General features: G+C 67.4%; 24 protein-coding genes. 9 read left to right on the top strand and 15 right to left on the bottom strand.

What is annotated here, in order from left to right:
• The first annotated feature begins 19 nt into the window (after nt 1-19).
• The 3 genes from NA11_RS36620 to NA11_RS36630 are packed head-to-tail and all read left to right on the top strand — an operon-like array spanning nt 20 to nt 2,276.
• Nucleotides 20-559 carry a thioredoxin family protein gene (locus NA11_RS36620; protein ID WP_069166667.1) on the top strand — a complete coding sequence of 180 codons (540 nt, stop codon included), beginning with the start codon at nt 20-22 and terminating at the stop codon, nt 557-559.
• A gap of 14 nt (nt 560-573) precedes the next feature.
• The gene (locus NA11_RS36625) at nt 574-1,506 is read left to right on the top strand and encodes a hypothetical protein (protein WP_084655374.1); all 933 of its coding nucleotides are present in this window, start codon (nt 574-576) and stop codon (nt 1,504-1,506) included.
• Between the two features lie 56 nt (nt 1,507-1,562).
• Nucleotides 1,563-2,276 (top strand): SGNH/GDSL hydrolase family protein, encoded by a 714-nt coding sequence (locus NA11_RS36630; protein ID WP_069166669.1) that lies wholly within the window; start codon nt 1,563-1,565, stop codon nt 2,274-2,276.
• On the opposite strand, the gene NA11_RS36635 is transcribed toward NA11_RS36630, so the two are convergent.
• The 3 genes from NA11_RS36635 to NA11_RS36645 all read right to left on the bottom strand — a co-directional run bounded on the left by NA11_RS36635 (nt 2,270) and on the right by NA11_RS36645 (nt 4,741).
• Entirely contained in the window at nt 2,270-2,884 is a 615-nt protein-coding gene (locus NA11_RS36635; RefSeq protein WP_069166670.1) for a dihydrofolate reductase family protein, read from the bottom strand. The two genes, NA11_RS36630 and NA11_RS36635, sit on opposite strands and share 7 nt — an antisense overlap.
• A gap of 80 nt (nt 2,885-2,964) precedes the next feature.
• Complete coding sequence (locus tag NA11_RS36640) at nt 2,965-3,687, bottom strand: class I SAM-dependent methyltransferase (protein WP_084655375.1); 723 nt, start codon at nt 3,685-3,687, stop codon at nt 2,965-2,967.
• Nucleotides 3,688-3,784: 97 nt separating this feature from the next.
• Nucleotides 3,785-4,741, bottom strand: a complete 957-nt coding sequence (locus NA11_RS36645; RefSeq protein WP_069166671.1) for a GlxA family transcriptional regulator — start codon at nt 4,739-4,741, stop codon at nt 3,785-3,787.
• Nucleotides 4,742-4,894: 153 nt separating this feature from the next.
• On the opposite strand from NA11_RS36645, the gene NA11_RS36650 reads away from it, so the two are divergent.
• Nucleotides 4,895-5,356: a hypothetical protein gene (locus NA11_RS36650; protein WP_069166672.1), complete on the top strand. Its 462-nt coding sequence runs from the start codon at nt 4,895-4,897 to the stop codon at nt 5,354-5,356.
• Nucleotides 5,357-5,392: 36 nt separating this feature from the next.
• Here the strand turns inward: NA11_RS36650 and NA11_RS36655 are convergent, their stop codons facing one another.
• From NA11_RS36655 to NA11_RS36670, 4 genes are all read right to left on the bottom strand, one after another.
• A complete protein-coding gene (locus tag NA11_RS36655) occupies nt 5,393-5,776 on the bottom strand; it encodes a ribosomal subunit interface protein (protein WP_245746465.1) in 384 nt (127 codons plus the stop codon).
• Nucleotides 5,777-5,864: 88 nt separating this feature from the next.
• Nucleotides 5,865-6,521: a VC0807 family protein gene (locus NA11_RS36660; protein WP_069166674.1), complete on the bottom strand. Its 657-nt coding sequence runs from the start codon at nt 6,519-6,521 to the stop codon at nt 5,865-5,867.
• Between the two features lie 121 nt (nt 6,522-6,642).
• On the bottom strand, nt 6,643-6,981 hold the full coding sequence (locus NA11_RS36665) for a hypothetical protein (protein ID WP_141718047.1): 339 nt from the start codon (nt 6,979-6,981) through the stop codon (nt 6,643-6,645).
• Between the two features lie 228 nt (nt 6,982-7,209).
• Nucleotides 7,210-7,629: a hypothetical protein gene (locus NA11_RS36670; RefSeq protein WP_141718048.1), complete on the bottom strand. Its 420-nt coding sequence runs from the start codon at nt 7,627-7,629 to the stop codon at nt 7,210-7,212.
• Nucleotides 7,630-7,777: 148 nt separating this feature from the next.
• On the opposite strand from NA11_RS36670, the gene NA11_RS36675 reads away from it, so the two are divergent.
• Complete coding sequence (locus tag NA11_RS36675) at nt 7,778-10,798, top strand: ATP-binding protein (RefSeq protein WP_069166677.1); 3,021 nt, start codon at nt 7,778-7,780, stop codon at nt 10,796-10,798.
• 65 nt (nt 10,799-10,863) lie between these two features.
• Here NA11_RS36675 and NA11_RS36680 read toward each other — a convergent pair whose 3' ends face one another.
• The 3 genes from NA11_RS36680 to NA11_RS36690 form a co-directional block, all read right to left on the bottom strand.
• The gene (locus tag NA11_RS36680; RefSeq protein ID WP_069166678.1) at nt 10,864-12,012 is read right to left on the bottom strand and encodes an Rv3169 family protein; all 1,149 of its coding nucleotides are present in this window, start codon (nt 12,010-12,012) and stop codon (nt 10,864-10,866) included.
• 76 nt (nt 12,013-12,088) lie between these two features.
• Nucleotides 12,089-12,997 (bottom strand): EamA family transporter, encoded by a 909-nt coding sequence (locus tag NA11_RS36685; protein ID WP_069166679.1) that lies wholly within the window; start codon nt 12,995-12,997, stop codon nt 12,089-12,091.
• Between the two features lie 199 nt (nt 12,998-13,196).
• Complete coding sequence (locus NA11_RS36690) at nt 13,197-13,547, bottom strand: hypothetical protein (protein ID WP_141718049.1); 351 nt, start codon at nt 13,545-13,547, stop codon at nt 13,197-13,199.
• Nucleotides 13,548-13,669: 122 nt separating this feature from the next.
• Here NA11_RS36690 and NA11_RS36695 point away from each other — a divergent pair, with 122 nt between their 5' ends.
• Nucleotides 13,670-14,080 carry a pyridoxamine 5'-phosphate oxidase family protein gene (locus tag NA11_RS36695; RefSeq protein ID WP_069166681.1) on the top strand — a complete coding sequence of 137 codons (411 nt, stop codon included), beginning with the start codon at nt 13,670-13,672 and terminating at the stop codon, nt 14,078-14,080.
• Nucleotides 14,081-14,152: 72 nt separating this feature from the next.
• Nucleotides 14,153-14,551, top strand: a complete 399-nt coding sequence (locus tag NA11_RS36700) for a helix-turn-helix domain-containing protein (RefSeq protein ID WP_084655376.1) — start codon at nt 14,153-14,155, stop codon at nt 14,549-14,551.
• A 3-nt stretch (nt 14,552-14,554) separates the two neighbouring features.
• Here NA11_RS36700 and NA11_RS36705 read toward each other — a convergent pair whose 3' ends face one another.
• Both NA11_RS36705 and NA11_RS36710 read right to left on the bottom strand, forming a co-directional pair.
• The gene (locus NA11_RS36705; protein ID WP_069166683.1) at nt 14,555-15,148 is read right to left on the bottom strand and encodes a ClpP family protease; all 594 of its coding nucleotides are present in this window, start codon (nt 15,146-15,148) and stop codon (nt 14,555-14,557) included.
• Between the two features lie 2 nt (nt 15,149-15,150).
• The gene (locus tag NA11_RS36710; RefSeq protein ID WP_069166684.1) at nt 15,151-15,753 is read right to left on the bottom strand and encodes a ClpP family protease; all 603 of its coding nucleotides are present in this window, start codon (nt 15,751-15,753) and stop codon (nt 15,151-15,153) included.
• A gap of 118 nt (nt 15,754-15,871) precedes the next feature.
• On the opposite strand from NA11_RS36710, the gene NA11_RS36715 reads away from it, so the two are divergent.
• Nucleotides 15,872-16,366 (top strand): GNAT family N-acetyltransferase, encoded by a 495-nt coding sequence (locus tag NA11_RS36715; RefSeq protein WP_069166685.1) that lies wholly within the window; start codon nt 15,872-15,874, stop codon nt 16,364-16,366.
• Here NA11_RS36715 and NA11_RS36720 read toward each other — a convergent pair.
• Both NA11_RS36720 and NA11_RS36725 read right to left on the bottom strand, forming a co-directional pair.
• On the bottom strand, nt 16,363-17,541 hold the full coding sequence (locus NA11_RS36720) for an acyl-CoA dehydrogenase family protein (RefSeq protein ID WP_069166686.1): 1,179 nt from the start codon (nt 17,539-17,541) through the stop codon (nt 16,363-16,365). The genes NA11_RS36715 and NA11_RS36720 overlap by 4 nt on opposite strands.
• 89 nt (nt 17,542-17,630) lie before the next feature.
• Nucleotides 17,631-18,380 (bottom strand): helix-turn-helix transcriptional regulator, encoded by a 750-nt coding sequence (locus NA11_RS36725; RefSeq protein WP_245746466.1) that lies wholly within the window; start codon nt 18,378-18,380, stop codon nt 17,631-17,633.
• Nucleotides 18,381-18,402: 22 nt separating this feature from the next.
• Here NA11_RS36725 and NA11_RS36730 point away from each other — a divergent pair, with 22 nt between their 5' ends.
• A complete protein-coding gene (locus NA11_RS36730) occupies nt 18,403-20,133 on the top strand; it encodes a recombinase family protein (protein ID WP_084655378.1) in 1,731 nt (576 codons plus the stop codon).
• Between the two features lie 10 nt (nt 20,134-20,143).
• Here NA11_RS36730 and NA11_RS36735 read toward each other — a convergent pair whose 3' ends face one another.
• Nucleotides 20,144-20,458, bottom strand: coding sequence for a hypothetical protein (locus NA11_RS36735; RefSeq protein ID WP_069166688.1), 315 nt, complete (start codon nt 20,456-20,458; stop codon nt 20,144-20,146).
• Nucleotides 20,459-20,937: the final 479 nt, after the last annotated feature.

Consider the following 20,937-nt stretch of genomic DNA (forward strand, 5'->3'; position numbering starts at 1 on the left):
ACGGAAGGCACCGTCCGCCATGGCGCTTACCTCCCTCATGGTTCCCCTCGGCGCGCCGGCACCGGATTTCTCGCTGCCGGACCTCGATCAACGCCGGTACGCCCGCACCGATTTCGAGAACGGGCCAGGCCTGTTGGTTGTTTTCACCTCGAACCACTGCCCTTACGTCAGACACCTCGAGTCGGCACTCGGTGAGGTCGTCGACGCACTCCCCATGCCGACGGTGGCGATCTGCACCAACGACGCCGCCAACCATCCCGACGACGCCCCGGTTCGCCTCCGCGACCAGGCTATTCGCGCTGGTTGGACCTTTCCCTATCTCATCGACGAGTCGCAGGACGTCGCCCGCGCCTTCCGGGCCGTGTGCACCCCCGACTTCTTCCTCTACGACCCGAACCTCGCGCTCGCCTATCGCGGCGCGTTCGACGAATCCACGCCTGGCAACGGAAAGCCAGTGACCGGCAACGAGTTACGCGCCGCGATCGAATCCGTGCTCGACGGAAGACCGGTACCGGAACCACAGCGCCCGAGCATGGGCTGCTCCATCAAGTGGCGTTGAAACACTGAAAGGGGGTGGGGACATTGGCGACAATCGTCCTCGTACACGGCATCGCACAGGAACAGGCCGCCGCCGACACACTGGAGGCGCAATGGCTGCCGGGGCTCGCAGGCGGGGTGCGCAACCACGACGACCTGGAGCTCGCCGATCGCCTGTGGCGCAACGGATTACCCGGCGACATCGCGACCAGGATGGCGTTCTACGGCAATCAGTTCCTTGCCAAGGGCGCGCAGGGCGCCGCGGTGGGCGAGCTGACCGACGAGCAGCTCGACTTCATGGAGCGGCTGGCCGAGGTCTGGCTGGCGACGGCGGCCGAACACGCAGGCGACCAACGCGATCTGATCACCGCCCAGCGACTGGTCGCCGAACCGTCGCCGGATGATCGCCCGCAGGGCCCGAAAGCCGCACTGCGCCCGGCACTCAACGCGCTGGTCCGGCTGCGCTGGTTCGCGCCGTTCGGGATCGGGCTCGCCGAGAAGTTCGTGGTGCGCGCGTTGTCTCAGGTCACCCGCTACTTCACCGACGACGCCGTGCGCGAGTACGCGCAACAGCAGGTCCTCGCCCTGGTCGGTCCGGAAACCAAGCTCGTTGTCGCGCACTCCCTCGGCTCGGTTGTCGCCTACGAAGCGCTGCATCGGACCGAGCAGGAGGTGGCGTTGCTGACCATGGGCTCGCCGCTCGGCCTGCGCACCGTCATCTACGACCGGCTCCGGCCGCAGCCGACCACGGTGCCGAAAGCCGTTGCCAGCTGGCACAACCTGGTCGACCGTGACGATCTGGTCGCCGCGCATCTCGACCTCGCGCCGTTCTTTCCGCCGTTCCCCGGCGCGGACATCGCACCGGTCACCGAGGAGCCACTGGACAACGGCGCGAGCCCGCACGACTCCACCCACTACCTGACGAAGGCGATCACCGGCGGCATTGTCGCCAAAGCGCTCGCGTCCTGAACGCAGGCGTCACAAACCACTTGAGATAAGCATACATACGGACGTATGTTGGTCTCATGACCTTGGCGCTCCCCACCACCGAAGAGACCGATCCATTCTGTCTGCCGCCACTGGCGGCCGCGGCACTGCTGCACGACGCACCATGGCAGCGTTTCGCGGTGATCGGCGACAGTCTCTCGCTGGGCACCTGCGATCCGAGCCCCGGCTACACGACGCTCGGCTGGTCCGATCGCGTCGCCGACGTGCTGCGCCGAGTGAATCCCGCACTCGCGTATCTCAATACCGGGCAGATCGGCACCACCACCGCGGAAACCCTTCGGCATCAATCGGATCCGCTCCGCGAGTTCGCCCCCGACCTGCTGTACCTGCCCTGCCCCGCCAACGACATCGTCCGCCGCACCCCTGATTACGACGAGATCGAGCGCAATCAGCGCGACATGTACCGCATGGCGTCCGCCACCGGCGCCGAGCTGATGACCTTCACCCTCGGCAAAGCCTATGTGGTGCCGGTATTTCCGGACTGGACCGACCGGGTCCGCCGCATCAACGACCTCACCAGGGCGATCGCACGGGATTACGACGCGATAGTGATCGACATGTGGGACCACCCGATCCACGATCGCCCGAATCTGTTGAGCGCGGACCGCCTGCACTTCTCCGCGTCCGGACAGGCGGTCCTCGCCACCGAGGCCATCAAGCAGCTCGCGCACCGGCTCGCCGCCACCGGGGCGCGCACCGTCGAGGACGGCCCGCGCCCCAGCGCCTACTGATCGCCGTCGGGCAGATGCACTTTCGCATCGTCGTAGGTGGCGGTGCGCAGCTCGTCGGCCCGGGCGTAGACGAGATTGAGCACCCCGGTGGCGAAGGTCTGCGACGAGAGCAGCTGCAGCGGGATCGCTGCCTCGCTGCTCTCGAACAGGCGCGCACCCTTGCCGACGACGATCGGATGCACCAGCAGGTGCAACTCGTCCAGCAGCCCGGCGTCGAGCAGCTGGCGCACGACCGACACCGAGCCGCTCATGCCGATATCGCCGCCCTCCTCGTTCTTCAGCGCGGTGACCGCGGTGACGAGATCACCCTTGATCACCTCGGAGTTGCGCCAGGTGAACTGGAGATCCTGGTTCGAGACCACGATCTTGCGGGTGTCGCCGAGCTGCTTGGCGAAGGGCGCGTCCGCACCGCCTGCCGCCTCGCGGTCCGGCCATGCGCCCGCGAAGCTGTCGTAGGTCTTGCGGCCGAGCAACAGGGTCCCTGCGCTCCCGAGCTGTGCGTCGACCGCCTGACCCATCTCGTCGTTGAAATACGGGAAGTGCCAGTCCTGCGGGTCCTCGATGACGCCGTCGACCGAAATGAACAGACCTGCGGTGATTTTTCGCATCGCCCAACTCCTGGATCCGTGGTGTGTGTTGCCTGATCCGACGGCGCGGCGCGCAGAAATTCATCGGTCGCGGTGTCGGGTCAGACCCGCTCAGCCTCCACTACCCAGATCGGCAGCAACAGCCCACCGTCGGCATCGAACTCGAACTGCGCACCCGCACCCTCGGGGAGCATGGAGTCACGGATCGCCGCGGGCGGCGAGATCGCGGTCAGCTTGTCCGCGCGCAGTTCGGTGAGGCGCCAGTCCGGGGCGCGGAAGGTGGCGCGCAGCTCCTCCTCGGCGATCGCGAACGGTGCATACGCCTCCGCAAATTCACTTTGGCTGAAACAGAATTGGATCAGCCGGGCGCCAGGCCGCATCACCCGCAGCAGCGCGGCGACGTGCGCGACCCGCTGCTCGGCGTCGAGACAGTGCGCGAGCGCGCTGCTGACGACGGTGTCGAACCGCTGGTCGTAGCCGGTGAGCACGGTCGCGTCCGCGACGGCGAACGCCACGGTCACGCCCTGGGCGGCCGCGCTGGCGCGCGCCTTCTCGATGGCCGTCGGCGCGAAGTCGAGGCCGGTGACCCGGTGGCCGAGCCCGGCCAGGTAGATCGCGGTATCGCCTGGGCCGCAACCGATGTCGAGCACGTCGCCGGTGATCCGGCCCGTGCGTTCGATGTCGACGAGCAGCGGCTGCGGCCTGCCGATCTCCCACGGCAACCGGTCCATGACGAGGCCTTCGACCAGCGTCCCGCGCTGATAGGCCTGCTCGAAATCAATGGTTGATGGGTCGATCTGAGGTGTTGCGTCACTCTCGGTCATGTGGACCAGTCCCTCGCCTAGATGGTGGATCGGGAAATTCGACGGATGAATCCTATCGAGAAACGGAGGCAAAGTCTCCGTTTTGACGCGACATTTATCAGTTGCTCGTCCTGGAGCCGTGGAAGGCGGTGCGGTAGCTGTGCGGGCTGGTGCCGACGACGCGCTTGAAGCGGTCACGGAAGGCGGTGGGTGAGCCGAAACCGACCTGGCCTGCGATCCGGTCCACCGGATGCCCGGTGGATTCGAGCAGGTATTGCGCCTGGCGAATCCTGGCGCGCAGCAGCCACTGCAGCGGCGTGGTCCCGGTCTGCTCGCGGAAACGGCGATTGAGCGTGCGGGTGCTCATCCTGGCCTCCGCGGCGATGTCGTCGAGGGTCAGGTCCTTCGCCGAATTGTCCTGCATCCACCGCATGACCGGCTCGAGCACCGAACCACGCGGGGTCGGCGGCTGGTCGTGCACGATGAATTGCGCCTGTCCCCCTTCGCGTTCCAGCGGAACGACGGACCGTCGCGCCACGTCGGCCGCGACCGCGGACCCGTGATCGCGACGAATCATGTACAGGCACAGGTCGATTCCGGCGGCAGCACCTGCCGAGGTGAGCACCCTGCCGTTGTCGACGTAGAGCACGTCCGGATCCACATCGATGGCGGGATAGCGGGCCGCGAACTGGGCGGCCGCCGACCAGTGCGTGGTCGCCCGCTTGCCGTCGAGCAGGCCGGTCTCGGCGAGCACGTAGGCGCCGACACAGATCGACGCGATCCTGGTACCCGCGGCCGCCGCCTGCCTGAGCGCGTCGAGCACCTCGTCGGGCACCGGCAACGTGGCCTCGGAACGGCCGGGCAGGATGATCGTGTCCGCGCCGACCAGCCCGGACAGATCCCATGGCACCCGCACGGTGAACGCCCCCGCATCCACGGTCGGCGTCGGCGCACAGACCCGCATTTGATAGGCGGCCCTGCCGTCCGGCAGCCTGGCGCAGCCGAACACATCGACTGGTGTCGTCAGATCAGAGGGAATCACCCGGTCCAGCGCGAGAACAGCCACCACGTGCATGGCTCAAGAGTAGGGGCCAACCGGATTCCAGCCAAGACCTCTGTAGTGCAGACCAGCGATAAATCGCCATGTCACAGCAGGTGGCGAGAATCGACCGGTGTATGGCTGTTTCGCCCATTTCCCCGACGGCATGATCGCCGTTAACCTGCCGCTGTGACGAAGTTCCTGCTCTCGGTCCACGTGCTGGCCGTGATCCTTGCCGTCGGTCCGGTGACGGTCGCGGCAAGCATGTTCGCGCCGACGACGCGACGCGCGCTGGCCGGCGCCGAGGTCGAGATCAATCACGAACCCGCCATCCTCGGCACCCTGCACCGGATCTGCCGGGTGTACGCCTACCTCGGGATCCTCGTGCCCATCTTCGGCGCGCTCACCGCGCTCAGCCTCGGCGTGCTGACCGATACCTGGCTGATCATCTCGATCGGCCTGACCGCGGCCGCCGCCGCGGTGCTCGTGCTGCTCGTCCTGCCCGGCCAGCAGAAGATTCTGGCCGACCTGACCGGGACGACGCCGACGCTGATCCGGCGCCTCGGCATGGACACCGGCATCTTCAACATCCTGTGGGTCGTCGTCACGGTGCTGATGATCGTGCGCCCCGGATCGACGACCGGCGCCTGATTTCGCTGCGCCGCACCAGCACTCGCGACCAGGGCGCTACTCCGATGCCATGTGCCGGATCGACGCGCCACCCTTGGCGTGATGCAGCTTGCCGAACCGGCTGTCGAGCAGGTGCGCCATGCTCTCGGCCGCACCACGGATCGCCTCTTCGATGGTCTCGGCACGATGGGTGACCGCCACCGGCTGCTGACCCGTCGGCCTGGCCTCGAGCACACACTGCTTGTCGTCGGGCCCACCCTTGTTACCGTTCTGGTCGGTGAGGTGCGCCTCGACCCTGGTCAGGTGTTCGCTGAACCGTTCGAACACGGCGGTGATCTCGGCTTCGGCCTTGTCGATCAGGCCCTCGCCCCCGTGGATGCCGCTTCCGGTGTTGATCTGGATCTGCATAGCTTTCTCCATTCCGTTGGTAGCAAACTCCACGAAACCGACACTACCCCCGCCACTTCAGTGGTCGAGGTCATAGCGCGACGGCCCGGGTCCGTGGCGGACCCGGGCCGTGTTGCTGGTTTCAGCCGCGGGCGTTGCGCTTGGCGACGCGGGCGGTGATCACCGTGAGCGGCACGATCGTCGCGACCATCAGCACCGGCGACAGCCAGGCCATGGTGTGGATCGGCAGCTGGTAGGCGAGCACCACCCGCACCACCGCCTCGGCGATCAGGCCGCCGCCCCACATCATGGCGAGCACGCGGAACGTCCGGCGCGTCGTGGCCTCGGTCCGGTAGGCATCTTCCAGACCTGCCAGCCGAGCCGGGCCGCCTGCGGTGGCCATCTTGCGGGCGGCCAGGTAGGTCAGCGGCTTGCCGACCAGAATGCTGATCAAGAACGCCGAGCCGATCAGCGCGGTGCCCGCGGAGTCCTTGGCGATCAGCATTCTCGGGTCGCCACTGATGAACGAGGCTGCGAGCCCGAACACGAAGACGGCCAAGATGATGGCGGGCAGTGCCTCGAGACGCCGCGACCGGATCGTCTCGACAAGCAGCAACGCCCCCGAAAGCACCGTTCCGGCAAGCAATCCGGCGAAATCGCTGTAACCGAGGGCGTGCATGCCGAAGTAGGCGCCGACCGGAATCGCGACGTCGCGGCCGATCGAGGCCAGCAGGTGCAACGGCTTGAAGGCCGGGGCGGGCTGCTCGACCGTGGTGGTTTCGACTGCGGTGGTGGTCATCGGATGCTCCTCGTCGGCGTTTTCAGCGGTGCGCTACGAGAAATGACGCTACGGATCCCGGCCCGCGCGCAGATCTGTCAACCATCACGACTGCGGCATGACAGTTGTCATGCCATGGCGCTCAATCCCACAACGCCGCAACGGCAGTCTGATAGTCGCTCGATTCCAGTGAACCTCGACCGGTGGCCAGCAACCACCGCTCCACCGCGCGATCGGTGTCGATCCGGTACGAGCGCTGGTCGCCGCGGGCGATCTCGATGACGCCACGCTGTACGCGCAGCACCTCCTCGTCGGACAGCTGCGCGACGAAACCCCGGTAGGCACTGGCGTTTTCGATGCTGCCCGCGGCCGAACGCGGCGCGGCGGCGATCAAGCCGTGCAGCTGCGCCTCGTCCCCCGGCGCCAACCGCCACCTCGGATTCGGTCTGTCGGAATTGATGTCGAGTTCGATCCGGATCACGTCCACTCCCCTGGCGCCGAGCGGCCGGGACCTGGGTCGGCATCGACCGGCCCGTGCGGAGTGTGCGACATCACTGTTCTCCTCACGGGCGCCCGGCTTGGGAGATGGTAGCCCTGGTTCGGCGCCGCGGCCAGCTAACGAAATCCGGTGCCCGCGAACACTTCACCACCGGTGTGAACGAATGCCCAACCGGGGGTTCCCAGGACTGTGCGGATTGCTGAATCCGGTTCAACCGCCGAAGACGTTGCAGCCCTCTGCCACGTGCACGCCGCGGCCGACGTGCACGTCCATGCTCGCAACGATGCTGAAGTCAGGCGACTGCACCGCGCTGATCGTGTGCGGCCCCTCGGTGGCGGGCACCCAGTTGACCAGCGCGGTGCCGCCGGACGGCGCGACAACGGCGAACCGCACGCCGTTGTCGTAGAAGGCCACGGGCTGCACCACGTCGGTGACTGCGGCACGCGCCTGATACGTGCAGCCGGTCCCGTAATTCGTCGACGAGCCGACATTGAGCCCCGGATGGATACTCACCTGGGTTGCGACGGCCCCCGCGGTCGGCACGACACACACCGTCGCCGCCGCCGCGACCCCGAACACCCCTACTACGACACCGACTCGTCCGCGCATCCCGCTGGTCCTATCCGTCATGTACTCGGTCCTGGTTCCGGCCGCCGGGCACCGCGCACCGGCGAGCTGGTTAGCTAGCATCCTCACTCCAGACGGTCGGTTTTCGGGGCCGAACCGGCGAACCTGTCCAGATCACAGCCTCGACGCGCGGTGCGGCAGGCTGTAGCACGTGCGTGTGTTGCTTTTGGGTCCGTTCGAGGTGCGGGATGCGGACGACCTACCGGTCGAGATCCCTGGTGTCCGAGTGCGGGCGTTGCTGGCGCGGCTCGCGATGGCGGCGGGACGGGTGGTGTCGGCGGACACGCTGATCGACGCGATCTGGGGCGAGCAGCCGCCCGCCAAGGGCGCCAACGCGCTGCAGGCCCTGGTGTCACGGGCTCGGCGGGCGATCGGCACCGATCTGGTGGAGGGGCGCGCACCCGGGTATCGGCTCGTGATCGATCCCGTCGACGTGGATCTGATCCGGTTCGAGCGGCTCGCGGCGGCCGGCCGCGCCACCGGCGACCTGGCGACGCTGCGCGAGGCCGACGCCTTGTGGCGGGGTCCGGCACTCAGCGACCTGGTCGAACTGCGATTCGCGGCCGAGGCGGCGACGCGGCTCGACGAGTTGCGCTTGGCGACCGCCGAGCAGCGACTCGGCCTCGAAGTCGCGGCGGGCCGGGATGTGCTGGCCGAGGCGCGTGCGCTGGCCGAGGCACATCCGCTCGCGGAACCCTTGCAGGGCTTACTGATTCGTGCGCTGTACGCGACGGGTCGGCAGGCCGAGGCGCTCGACGCCTACGAGCGGGTGAAGGAGCGCCTGGCCGACGAGCTCGGCGTCGACCCCTCGCCCGAGCTCGCCGAACTGCACCTGGCCATCCTGCGGCAGGAACCGGCAAGGCCCGAACGCCGGTCGAACCTGCGGGCGCAGGTGACGAGCTTCATCGGACGTGCCGACGACGTCGCCGAGGTGGCGGCACGGCTCGGCTCCGCCCGCTTGGTCACCCTCACCGGGCCCGGCGGCGCGGGCAAGACCAGGCTCGCCGTCGAAGTGGCCGAACGAGCGACGAGCACGGTCTGGTTCGTCGAGCTGGCCGCGGTGACCGATGCGGCGCAGGTCGCCTCGTCGGTGCTCACCACGATCGGCGTCCGCGAAGTCGGCCTGCTGGAACAACCGAGCGGCGACCCGGCGTATCGGTTGACCCAGTTCCTCGCCAGGCGGGAGACGTTGCTGGTCCTGGACAACTGTGAGCACCTGATCGACGCGGTCGCCGACCTGGTCGACCGGCTGCTCGGCGCCTGTCCCGGGCTGCGCGTGCTCACCACCAGCCGGGCGCCACTCGCGATCGGTGGCGAACACCTGCACCAGCTCGGCCCACTCCCCTGGCCGGACACCACCACCGGTGCACCCGAAACCTTCCCCGCAGTACAGCTTTTCGTCGAACGTGCGACCGCGGTGCGCCCCGACTTCGCGCTCACGCCGGACAACACCGCCGACGTCGTGGAGATCTGCCGCAGGCTCGACGGCCTGCCGCTGGCGATCGAATTGGCGGCGGCTCGCCTGCGCACCTTCGCCGTCGCCCAGATCGTCACCAAGCTCGACGATCGGTTCGCGCTGCTCGGCCGGGGCAGCAGGACAGCGGACGCCAGGCATCGCACTTTGCGCGCGGTCATCGAATGGAGCTGGGCTCCGCTGTCGGAACCCGAACGCGCGCTGGCGATGTGGGTCGCGGTGTTTCCCGCAGGTGCGACGCTCGACGCGCTCGACGAGCTGGATCTGCTCACCGATCTGGTGGACAAGTCGCTGGTCGAACGCAACGGCGAGCGCTACCGGATGCTGGAGACGATCCGGTCGTACGCGCTGGAGCGGCTGGCGGAGTCGGGCACCGAGGCAACCGTGCGCGCCGATCACGCGCAGTACTTCCTGCGGATGGCCGAGACCGCCGAGGCCGAATTGCGCACCGCCGCGCAGCCTGCCGCGTTGGCCCGGCTCGACGCCGAACGCGACAACTTCTCCGCCGCACTGCAATTCGCGGTCGACACCGCCGATACCGAGCTCGGGCTCCGACTGGTCGCCGCGTTGTTCTGGTACTGGACGCTGCGCGGCATCCACACCGACCGGCTGCGCTGGATGCGGGCGGTGCTGGCGATTCCCGCCGAAGTCGACGAGCGCCTCGTTGCCGTGCGGACCGTGCTCGACGGGCTGCTTCGCTACGAAACCGGGTCCACCGAGGAGGGGCTGCGCGCTGTGGCCGCGGGGATCGCGCTGCGCACCCCGGACTCACTGGGCCGCACGGTTCTTCTTGTCGCGCCCGCGTTTCTGGACACGCCCATCGACACCGTCGAACCGCTCCCCGGCGAGTTTCCCAGCTGGGAGCTCGGTGTCCTGCTCGTGCTCTCCGCAGAGGATATCGAGCAATTGACCAAGGCCAGAACGGCATTCGAGGAGGCGGGCGATCGGTTCTGGCTGGCCTCCACCCTGCGCCTGATCGGCGAGCACCACCTGCGCGACGGCGACCCGCACGCGGCCGTCGCCGCACTCGGCCAGGCCACCGAGGAAGTCGAGAAGCTGGGAAGCGCAGCCGATTCCGCGGCCGCATGGGCCGAGCTGGCCACGGCACTCGGCCGGGTCGGCGAACTCGACCGCGCCAAGGACGCGGTGGCACAGGCGCAGCGCCATGCCGACGCCGACGGACAGCCACGCACCGACGCCTACGTGCAGCTCGCACACGCCGAACTACTACTGCGCCTTGGTGATCACCCCGCAGCACTGCGCACCATCGACCACACCGAGTCAGGTCTTCCGAACACCCCATTCGGTCACCGAACCCGCCTGTGGTGCACCGTTTTCCGCGCGATGATCGCCCTCTCGACGGACGACCCAGGCACGACGCGGCGGACCCTCGCGGCCGCCGACTTCGACCACGTGCAACCCATGGACCTGGCCGGAATCGCCCACCTCTACGCCGCATTGGCGGTGCACGACGGCGCACCGACCACGGCAGCCGAGTTGGTCGGCGTCGCAGCCGCCCTGCTCGGCGTCGAGGACCGCCGCGGCTACGACAATCTGCTCGCCCCGGCCGACCGCGCCCGCACCCAACTCGGCGCGCAGGCCTTCGCCGCAGCATTCGACCGCACGGCACACCTGTCCCCCACCGCCGCAATCGGATTCCTGCGCCTGCACGCCGATCAGGAAGCCACACAACACTAGGGCCCTTTGTCGATGTCCGGCTGAGACTTCTCAACAAGCGCTAGGCGAGCCGAGGACCGCACGGCTCACATGAACGTCGACTCCTTTGTCAGCCCAAGAGATTCGTCGCCGCCGGTGGTGATCGGCTGGCAGTTGCCGATGCCGGTGGCGCCGGTGGAGTCGGTTACCCGGACCACGGTGTCACGGATTTGATGGAGGCGGCGCGCGGATTCGGGTGTTGCGCAATCCGGGATGCGTTCACCGTCGACGTGCACGCCGGGACCGAGCCACGAACCGTGATGCTTGCCCTCGAATCCGAAGTAGAGCCCGGCGCCGAGATGAAACCCGGTGTCCGACACGGCCGTAAGCCGCAGGACCCGCTCGATACCGTCCTCGGTGGTCGCCAGGATCTCCCCGCCGCGCAGCCGCCGATTGTCCGGGTCGAAGGACAGGTCGGGCACCAGGTCCTTCCATTTCTCGAACCGGCCGTCGGTGTGCTCGACGCCGCCCATCACCGTCTTACTGAAGAATCCGTCCAGCTGAATGATCTGGTAGTGCAGGTGCAGGCCGTAGCGGGTGCCGTCGGGCCGCGTCATCAGGATCGGCGCCCAGATCATCCGGAACGACACCTCCGGCGGCAAGTCCATCGACTCCACGTCGCCGAGCGGCGACCCGACGTCGTAGCGCACACCCCAGGAGTGGTCCCTGGTCGACACCCACCCGTCGAAGGTCGTGCGCACGCCGTCGATGCTGATCCACCCGGAGGCGGTGCCGATCTGGTGATATCGCACCAGATCCGACATCACCCGGTACCCACGCCGCATATGCGTGCGGTCCTCCAGCTGCGCGGGCAGCGCCGCTTCGAAGACCCAGTCGAAAGCCACCGGTTGACAGTCGTTTTCGGCAAGCCGGAACCGAATCGTGCGCAGCGGCTCCACGATCTCGTAGTCGATCGGTCCCACCGCGAGTGTTTCCGGATCGGGCGCCAGCGTGCGGCTGCCACGCACGGTGATCTGCTCGACGCCACGCGAGATCCCCGCATACCCGTCGAGCACGTTGCGATTCTTGTACTGCCCCATGCCGAAACCGAGCTGCAGCGACCCGTCCGGCGCGCACGCCATCGCGCACACCTTCTCGGTCCACGCCAGGTCGCTGGTGCCGACCGTGGCGACGGTATCGACGATCTGATGGTTGAAGCCTTCGTCGGCGGGGCCGAGCGGTCCGATCGGATTCACACCGCTCGTCGTAACACGCGCCGCGCAGGGCGGTCGAGCACCGATCCCGGCCACCGGGCGCGAAATCGGCCGGCTATCAACTCTTCTCGGCCGTGCGTGTGGCACCGGCCGAGGCGGCGACCACACAGATGACACCGACCCACTGCGGGATGTTCATGAACTGGCCGAGCACGAGCAGTCCGGCCAGCGCCGCGACCGCGGGCTCCAGGCTCATCAGCACGCCGAACACCCGGGGCGGAATGCGCCGCAGCGCCTCCAGTTCCACCGAGTACGGCAGCACCGACGACAGCATCGCCACCCCGAAGGCCACCGCGAGCACGGCCGGATCCAGCAGCGAACTTCCCGCGTCGATGATGCCGACCGGCGCCATCAACACCCCGCCGAACGCCATCGCGAGGGCGAGCCCACCGCCACCGGCGGTCTGCTCGCCCATGGCCGCGCTGAGCAGGATGTAGGCCGCCCACAGCGCCCCGGCCGCCAGCGCAAGCAGCACGCCGAGCCACTCGACCTCGCCATCGGCCTGGGTCAGCAGGACGACTCCGCCGCCTGCCAGCACCGCCCAGACCGGGTCGATCCACCGCCGCGATCCGGCAAGCGCGACGGCGAGCGGGCCGAGGAACTCGATGGTCACCGCCATCCCGAGCGGAATCCGGTCGATCGCCTCGTAGAAGGACAGGTTCATCAACGCGAGCACCGTGCCGTAGGCGAGCACCACCGGCACCGCTCGCCGTCCGATCCGCAACGCGGACCGCCAGAACACGAGCAACACCACCCCGGCGAACACCAGGCGCAGGCTGACCGCCCCCGCCGCGCCGGTCGAGGCGAACAGCTGTTTGGCGAGTGCCGCGCCCACCTGCACGCTGACGATGCCAGCCAGGACCAAAGCCGTCGGCGGCACGCCACCGAGCCCACGTTCGGCGACGGCGCGCCAGGCGGACCCTACTCGTCCGCCCGATGCCGACCGTTCGACGTCGATCGCGACCACGCCTCAACCCTCCATCCGACTCGCACAGATCGAAAACCATCATGCGCACCCCGGCTCCCCCACGCATCTCCAGCCAAACACAGCAGTACGACAGGAATCGGGTTGCCCTCGACGGAAGGCGGAAACATGCGCAACAGCAACGAACGTCGGAAGGGTAGGGCGATATTCCGCTGCGCCTGCTCAGCGTCCGGTCCGCGGATCAGCGGCGACGGATCCGACCGGGCAGCAATCGGCCGTCGATCTGCGGCGCCGCCTGGCTTTCCCCGGCGAGCGCGAGCATGGCGAGGCCGGTGTCCCGAATGAGCATGTCGAGGTCGTCGATGAGGGCGTTGACGGTGTCGCGCACGACGGGTGGCGCGGCCGGGTCGATGGCATCGAGCACGTGATGCAGTTGCAGGCCGACATCGAAGAGGTGCCGCACCAGCCGATCGCTCGCCTCCGCGAATTCTGTGCTGTTGCCGGACGATTCGATGGGGGTCGGGACGGGGCGGCGCGGAAGCAGCACGCGTGTGGAACTCCCCGTGTACCCGATCCGCGCGGAGTACGGCATGTCCGCCTCCTCGTCAGTGCGTAGGTTAGACAGCCAATCCTCATTTTACGGACGCTGTCTCAATTCTTGCCATCACGGTTCATGCCCCAAAACCGATCCGCGACAGGTGGGATGATGAGAGCATGCCCGCCCACCGCGCAAGCGAGACGCGTGAGCTGTCGGTAGAGGACTCGTTGGACCTGCTCCGCAGTGTTCGATTCGGCCGCATCGCGTTCTCGCGGCATGCACTACCCGCCATTCGGCCTGTCTGGCACACGGTCGTCGACGGCTGCATCGTGATCGCCGCGGACCCGGCCATGATCCGCACCCTGCACAGACAGGTGGTCGCCTACGAGGTCGACACCATCGATCACCAGACGCATCTCGGCAGATGCGTCATCATCACGGGCATCGCGGACACCGTCACCGACAAACAGGAGCTCGCCCACTTCCAGCGCAGGCTGCACCCGGAGACGATCGTGGACAGCCAGTTGATCATGATCGATCCCGACATCATCACCGGCATCGAGTACCTCGGCCGCAACGGCGCCTGACCCCGCGTCCTCCGGTTCCGCCGAGGGTGAACATTGTTCGGCCCCGGCCCGTGAGATGCCAGACTCGTCGATATGGCAGCAACAGAGGATGGTGTGGTCGTCGATCTCGCCGCGCACCGTCGTCGGGAGCTCCGGCCGGAGCCCGTCGACGCGGCGCCGCCGTTGCTGCGCACCGTCTACGGCGAGGTGCTGCGGGACGAGCGGCGCGATCAGGACCGCACGCTGGCCGACGTCGCCACCCAGGTCGGGATGTCCAAGCAGTACCTGTCCGAGATCGAGCGTGGCCGCAAGGAGCCGTCCTCGGAGATGCTGCACTCGATCTGCGGCGCGCTCGGCCTGCCGGTCGAGTCCCTGCTGTTCCGGGGCGCCCGGAGGCTGGGCGCGCTGCGGCAATTGCGCCGCCGCCCAGTCGCTCCGGTTGCCCCAGTTGCTCCGGTCTCCGGGTCGCGCGTCGAACTGCGGGCGGCCTGACCGCTACCGGTCGCGGGTCAGGATCAGTTCGTCGGCCAGACCGTAGTCGACGGCCTCCCGCGCGGTGAAGACGCGGTCGCGCGCGGTGTCCTTGCGCAGCTGCGCGACCTCCTGACCGGTGTGCTTGGCGAGGATCGCCTCGGTCTCCGCACGCACCCGCATCACCTCCGCCGCCTGCAGCGCGAGGTCGGAGATGGTGCCCTGCCCCTGCGCCGACGGCTGATGCAGCAGCACCCGCGAATGCGACAGCACATACCGCCGCCCCGGCGTGCCTGCGGCGAGCAGCACCGCGGCGACCGACACCGCCTGGCCCATGCAATACGTCTCGATGGGCGTCCGCAGGAACTGCATGGTGTCGTAGATCGCGAGCATCGCCGTGTTCGAACCACCCGGCGAATTGATGTACAGCCCGATCTCGCGATCCGGCGACTCCGCCGCCAGGTGCAGCAGCTGCGCCATCACGACATTCGCGACGCCGTCGTCGATCTCGGTGCCGAGGAAGATGATTCGCTCGTTGAGCAGGCGGCTGAAGACGTCGAAGGAGCGCTCGCCGTTCGGGGTCCGCTCGATGACATGCGGAATCGTGTACTGGCCCATGATCACAACCCCGCTCGGCGTGCGTTGCTGAACGGCGCGATCTTGGCGAAGCTGTCGGCGATCTGGTCGACGATGCCGTACTCGAGCGCTTGCGCGGGCGTGAACCAGCGGTCACGGTCGCTGTCGGACTTGATCTCCTCGATCGAATGCCCGGTCTCGGCCGCCAGGATCTGCTCGGACTGCAGCTTCATGTATTCCAGGTTCTCCGCCTGGATCGCGATGTCCATGGCCGTGCCGCCGATCCCGGCCGACGGCTGATGCATCATGATCCTGCTGTGCGCCAAGCTGATTCGCTTGCCCTTGGTGCCGGATGCGAGCAGCACCTGCCCCATGCTCGCGGCGAATCCGACGGCGACGGTGACCACGTCGTTGGGCACCAGCTTCATCGTGTCGTAGATGGCAAGCCCGGCGAGCACGGATCCGCCGGGCGAGTTGATGTAGAGGACGATGTCGCGCTTGGCGTCCTCACTGGCGAGGAGCACCAGTTCGGTGCAGGCCCGTTCGGCCATCGCGTCGTCGACCTCGCCGGTCAGCAGGATCGTTCGATGGCGGAACAATCGGTCGGCTAGTTGGCCCCGGTAGTCCAGGTGCGATGTTTCGATCATGGTTCAGGTGTAGTGCCGATCGAGGGGCAGATGACGCTGTGTCTGCCGAGGGCAGACGGCACCGGGACCACGGGTCATTCCACACCGACTGACCGGTCTGAATTGCTACAGTGCCTGGATGATCGACGGTGACGTGGCGCTGCGTCCGGCCCGCCCCGAGGACGTGACAGCGATCGCGGAAATCTGGTACGCGGGCTGGTGCGACGCCCACCTGGGCAACGTCCCCGACGAGCCGATCGCGGTCCGCCCGCGCGATTCCTTCGACACCCGTGCGGCCCAACGCATCCCGGACACCACCGTAGCCACGGTGCGCGATGTCGTCGCCGGCTTCGTCATTGTCCTCGACGACGAGGTCGATCAGGTCTACGTTTCCGGCGACCACCGAGGCAGCGGCATCGCCGTCCGCCTGCTGGCCGCCGCCGAGCGGTGCGTCAACGCCAACGGCCACGACAAAGCCTGGCTCGCGGTCGTTCCTGGCAACACCCGTGCCCGCGCCTTCTACGCCCGCAACGGTTGGTCCGACGAGGGCTTGTTCGTCCACGATGCCCCCGGCCCGGCAGGCCCCGTCGACGTGCCGTGCCACCGCTACGTGAAGTTCGTCGCCGAAGCCTAACGCTCGCCGAGCACCAGCGGGAACTCCGGTCTGCCGCCGAGCAGGAAGGCGCCTGCGGACTGGATCATCTGGTCCTGCGCGATGAGATGCGTTGTCATGGTGCTCATGTCGCGCAGCCAGCCGTCGAGCGGGCTCGCCTGGTAGACCGAATCGGTGCCGACCAGTTCACAGAGCCGGGCGACGATGCGCCGGCAGGCCCGATAGCAATGCGTGCGGGTCAGCAGCGTCTGGATCCGGATGTCCGCCGGAAGTTCGGCGAAGCGCTTGTCGTCCAAGGCATCCCAGAGGGTGCGCAGGCTGTCGACCACCGCGCCGCGCGCGACGACGTATTCCATCTCGCACTCGCCGAGAATGTATTGGGCCCGGTAGTTGTCCGCCCATTTCTGGCCGGTGGCCGCCACCACCTTGCCCGCGGCGAGCTCGCGGACGTGGTCGAGCGCGGCCCGCGCCGCACCGAGCGGGATGCCTGGCATCGCCCTGGCCAGCGTCTCGGGTTGGGCGAGTTTGCCGGTGCTGCTTTTGGGTTCGTAGAGATCGAAGCAGTGCCGCTCGGGGACGAACAGATCCTCGACCGCGTAGTCGTTGCTGCCGCTGCCGCGCAGACCGGTGCTGTCCCAGGTGTCGAAAACCTGGACCTGATCGCGGCGCATGAAGTACAACTTGGCGATCGGAGCGCCGTCATCGGTGGTCGCCATCCGTGCGCTGTCGTATACCAGCGCGCCGCCGACCACGAGGTCGGCGTGGTCGATGGCGCTGCCAAGTTTCCAGCGACCGGTCAGCCGATATCCGCCGGGTACTCGCTCCGCGCGGCCGGCGGGGGCGATGAATCCCGCGGTGATCAGGTCCCGGGTCGGCATCAACTCTGCCAGCGCCTGCTCGTCGAGGAACCCGGCGTAGATGCCGGTGGCCGACCCGATCATCGCGCACCAGCCGGTGGCGGTGTCGCCATAGGCCAGCGCCTCCAACACCTCCATCTGCTCCAGCGAGGTGAGTCCGGGCCCACCGAGCTCGGGGCTGAAAAACATGGCGTAGATGCCGATCTCACGCAGCCTGGCCACGATGTCGGCCGGAAGTCGGCGCGCCGCTTCGATTTCCGATCGTCGCTTGGCCAACTCGGGAGCGAAGGCGCGGGCCGCCTCCAGATACGCGGTGGACGACATCTTTTCCGCAGTCATCAGTCCACGATCGCCCCGGAACGCACACCCGGCAAGGTACGGTCCGCCAGCCGGACCAACTACCCGCACGAATCCGCACCGGATCTCGGCTACTCGTGTGCTCGTGCGGCGGCGTCCTGGAACTCCGGGTCGCCGGTGGCGATCATGCTGCCGAGCAAGGTCAGGGCGCGTTCGGAGGGAGAGCCGGGTTCGGCGTGGTAGGCGATGAGCATCTGACCGGGCGCGCCGTTCACCGCGAATGTCTCGTAGGACAGCGTAAATTCACCGACCATGGGGTTGGCGAACCGCTTGACGCCCGCAGTCTTCGCGCGAATATCGTGCCTGGCCCAGAGCTGGCGGAACTCCTCGCTCTTCAGCGACAACTCGCCGACCAGATCGGTCAGCCTCGGGTCGTCGAGGTCCGTGCCCGCACTGGCTCGCAGGCTGGCCACCGTCTCCGCGGCGTGCACCGACCAGTCCGGATACAGGCAGCGCGCCTCCGGGTCGAGAAACATCATCCTGACCTGGTTGACCCCCGGCACCGAGCACGAATTCACCGCGACGGCAAGCGGATCGGCCACGAGCACGTCCAAGTGCCGACCGAGCACCAGCGCAGGAGTGTTCGGCCACGCGGCCATCAGCGTGGTCAATCCCCGGCTCGCCCGTTCGGGACGATGCGGCGCACGCCTGCGCCGCGCCACCGGCCTTGCCAGCTCGCGCAGATGCGCGGTGGCCTCGTCGTCGAGCGCGAACACCCGCGCCAACGCGGTCACCACCTGCTCGGACGGATGCTTGTCCCGCCCCTGCTCCAACCGCACGTAATAGTCGGCGCTCATCCCGGCGAGGAGGGCTTTAAGCACTACATACGAGTAAACTGGGGTTATGACACGGACGAAGCGGCAAGATGACTTGGCTTGGTTGGTGGAGATCAATGCGATGCTGGCTGCTGAGGTGGCTGGGGTGGACCCGGCGTTGTGGGTGTATGGGTACGTGCGGATTTCGCGAGACGAGAAGGATCGCGCCGAGGGGACCCAGTTGCAGGCGAAGAATCAGGTGGCCTACGCCAAGCGCAAGGGTTTGCCGTTGGCGCAGATCTTTTGCGACAACGACATGTCCGGTGCCGACACCGAACGGCCGGGGTTGCGCAAGGTCCTGCCTTTGGTGTCGGCGGGTCCGTCGAAGAAGGTTCTTGCGCGTGATGTGGCGCGTTTGACCCGTGATTACGACTTGGGCAACGAGTTGATGAAGCTGGGCCGTGATCGCGAGGTGCGGTATGTGTTCGTCAAGGACACCGATTACGACCTGACTTCCGGAGCGGGCCGCAAGAATTTCATGGTGAAGGTGGCCGAAGCGGCGGAGTACCGCGAGACCAACACCGAGAACCTGTTGGATCGGATGAGCGAGGAAGCCGCCAAGGGTGTGATGCAGGGCGGTTCGCGCCGATTCGGATACGGCAAAGTTGTTGGCACGCACCCACTGTCGGGTGACGACATTCTTGATCGATGCGCGTTGCGCGACAGCGAGGTTGCGGTGCTGTGTGAGGGCCGGGACCGGGTGATCAACGGCGAGTCCCAGACCGCGATCATCACCGATTGGAACGCACGCGGGATCACCACGTCCGAGGGTGCGTTGTGGGCGGTCGGCAAGTTGTCGCATCTGCTGTTGCTGGAAGCCTATGTGGCCTACGACTTGGGCGAGCATTCCGACGCCACGGGGGCGCGGTGTGAGTGCTTGAACAATCCGGAGGGCAACGGGATTCGCGTGCATGAGCGCACCGGGACGCGACATCGCGCACAGTGGCCCGCCGTCTTCACCCGCGACGAGCACGACGCGATGCGGGTGGGATTGCGAGCCCACTCCCGCGCGAAGAATCCCGACAAGCCGCGTCAGCGTAACGGCGAATACTGGATGACCGGCTTGGCCGAATGCGGCGGAACCTTCCCCGAAGGCAGCGAGCGCGCCGGGCAACCGTGTGGCGCGTCGCTGATCGGGTCGAAGCTCACCCGTGCCCGCAAGAACGGGGTAACCGAGCAGCGCCGCTACATCTGCCGGGCCAAGGATTCGCGCAAGCAGGTGTGCGGATGCGGGAAGGTGTTCCGTGACGCGGGAGCGCTGGAGATGTTCGTTGCCGAACAGGTGATAGCCGCCTACGAGGATCCGGAGATCCTGGCGCGCTTCGAACGGGGCAACGACAACACCGAACAGATCGCGGCGTTGCAGAAACGTATCGAGGTCACCGCCGGGAATCTGGACGCCGAGACCGACAAGCGCACCGCGATCCTGTCCGGGGCTGGAGACGAGTACGACTTGCGCGTGGTCGATCGCACCATCGCCGGACTCAAACAGTTGTTGAAAACCCTTCGTAGCGAGCAGGACTCGTTGCGCAGCGCCCAAGCGTTGGCGGTGCTGGCCGATATCGGCTCCACTCCGGGCGAGCTGCGGGCGGCATGGGAGACCAAAGGTTCGCGATGGCGGCACGAGGCCACGGCACGGCTGGTGGAGAAGGTGATCGTCAAACCGGCCCAGGTGTATGCGGCCAAATGGGAAGACCAGAACGGCAAGACCTGGCGTTTCGATGAGCACTCGGTGGAAATCCAGTGGCGTGAACTCTGAGCCTGGCGCGCTATCGGTCGCTCTCATCGGGCTGGCCGGGTTCGTGGTCGAGGGTATCGAAGGTGTGACGCAGGAACAGCGCCAACGATTCGATCACGGCCGGGTTGTCGATCCGGGGTGAAAGCCCTTGCCGCACCCTGGCTTCAGCGACTCGCCGCCGGGTTTGTTCGCTGGTCGGCCCTACCCGCATCCCGCGTGGCAGCCCCGAGGGTTGCTCGCCGTTGTCGGGGGCCGCGCGCGGTGATCGCTTCTCCTTCGCGCTGATGTGCGGTTGCCGATCGCGGGCGGTTCGGCGGGGCTTGCGGGGGCGGTTGTCGCGGGTCATGCGACCACACCGGACCCACCGGCGTCCGCGCGCGCATTGCTGTCGGGTGACATGACTGAACTCCTTCTGTGATCGGCACGTCAGTCCCCGGCATGCATCGATTCCAGTATGCCTGTACATCGACAGTGCCGTCGTAGCCCGGATTGAGCACCCGAGGCTCCCACCGGTTCGTGCGGGCCGCGCCCGGTGGTCCCGCGCCCCCTTGCGCTCCGCCGCCGCGTCGGCGCGCGCCGGTTCCACCGGACTCCACTTCCCCCACTCCGCTCATGGGCGCTCACCCTGCGCACTCATCAGCTACCGCCCCTACACCCACCATCCACCCCCTCGCTCCTATCCCTCACCCGCGCACCCATTCTCACCCACCTACTCTCATACCCCACCCCCGTATACCCTCACTGCGCAATGATCAGACATCTTGCATCTCGGGGTGGTATCGCCTCGAAAATCGTTGCGTTCCGATATCTTTAAGGTTTGCTTCC

This window comes from Nocardia altamirensis NBRC 108246 (assembly GCF_001612685.1).
GTDB classification, from domain to species: Bacteria; Actinomycetota; Actinomycetes; order Mycobacteriales; family Mycobacteriaceae; genus Nocardia; species Nocardia altamirensis.

Bases quoted from the DNA above. Each gene is read 5' to 3' on its own strand.
- NA11_RS36730 (WP_084655378.1), top strand. From the start codon at position 18,403: ATGACACGGACGAAGCGGCAAGATGACTTGGCTTGGTTGGTGGAGATC.
- NA11_RS36695 (WP_069166681.1), top strand. From the start codon at position 13,670: ATGCCCGCCCACCGCGCAAGCGAGACGCGTGAGCTGTCGGTAGAGGAC.
- NA11_RS36720 (WP_069166686.1), bottom strand. From the start codon at position 17,541: ATGACTGCGGAAAAGATGTCGTCCACCGCGTATCTGGAGGCGGCCCGC.
- NA11_RS36660 (WP_069166674.1), bottom strand. From the start codon at position 6,521: ATGACCACCACCGCAGTCGAAACCACCACGGTCGAGCAGCCCGCCCCG.
- NA11_RS36735 (WP_069166688.1), bottom strand. From the start codon at position 20,458: ATGACCCGCGACAACCGCCCCCGCAAGCCCCGCCGAACCGCCCGCGAT.
- NA11_RS36670 (WP_141718048.1), bottom strand. From the start codon at position 7,629: ATGACGGATAGGACCAGCGGGATGCGCGGACGAGTCGGTGTCGTAGTA.
- NA11_RS36620 (WP_069166667.1), top strand. From the start codon at position 20: ATGGCGCTTACCTCCCTCATGGTTCCCCTCGGCGCGCCGGCACCGGAT.
- NA11_RS36700 (WP_084655376.1), top strand. From the start codon at position 14,153: ATGGCAGCAACAGAGGATGGTGTGGTCGTCGATCTCGCCGCGCACCGT.
- NA11_RS36635 (WP_069166670.1), bottom strand. From the start codon at position 2,884: ATGCGAAAAATCACCGCAGGTCTGTTCATTTCGGTCGACGGCGTCATC.
- NA11_RS36630 (WP_069166669.1), top strand. From the start codon at position 1,563: ATGACCTTGGCGCTCCCCACCACCGAAGAGACCGATCCATTCTGTCTG.
- NA11_RS36645 (WP_069166671.1), bottom strand. From the start codon at position 4,741: ATGCACGTGGTGGCTGTTCTCGCGCTGGACCGGGTGATTCCCTCTGAT.
- NA11_RS36640 (WP_084655375.1), bottom strand. From the start codon at position 3,687: ATGACCGAGAGTGACGCAACACCTCAGATCGACCCATCAACCATTGAT.
- NA11_RS36705 (WP_069166683.1), bottom strand. From the start codon at position 15,148: ATGGGCCAGTACACGATTCCGCATGTCATCGAGCGGACCCCGAACGGC.
- NA11_RS36715 (WP_069166685.1), top strand. From the start codon at position 15,872: ATGATCGACGGTGACGTGGCGCTGCGTCCGGCCCGCCCCGAGGACGTG.
- NA11_RS36690 (WP_141718049.1), bottom strand. From the start codon at position 13,547: ATGCCGTACTCCGCGCGGATCGGGTACACGGGGAGTTCCACACGCGTG.
- NA11_RS36710 (WP_069166684.1), bottom strand. From the start codon at position 15,753: ATGATCGAAACATCGCACCTGGACTACCGGGGCCAACTAGCCGACCGA.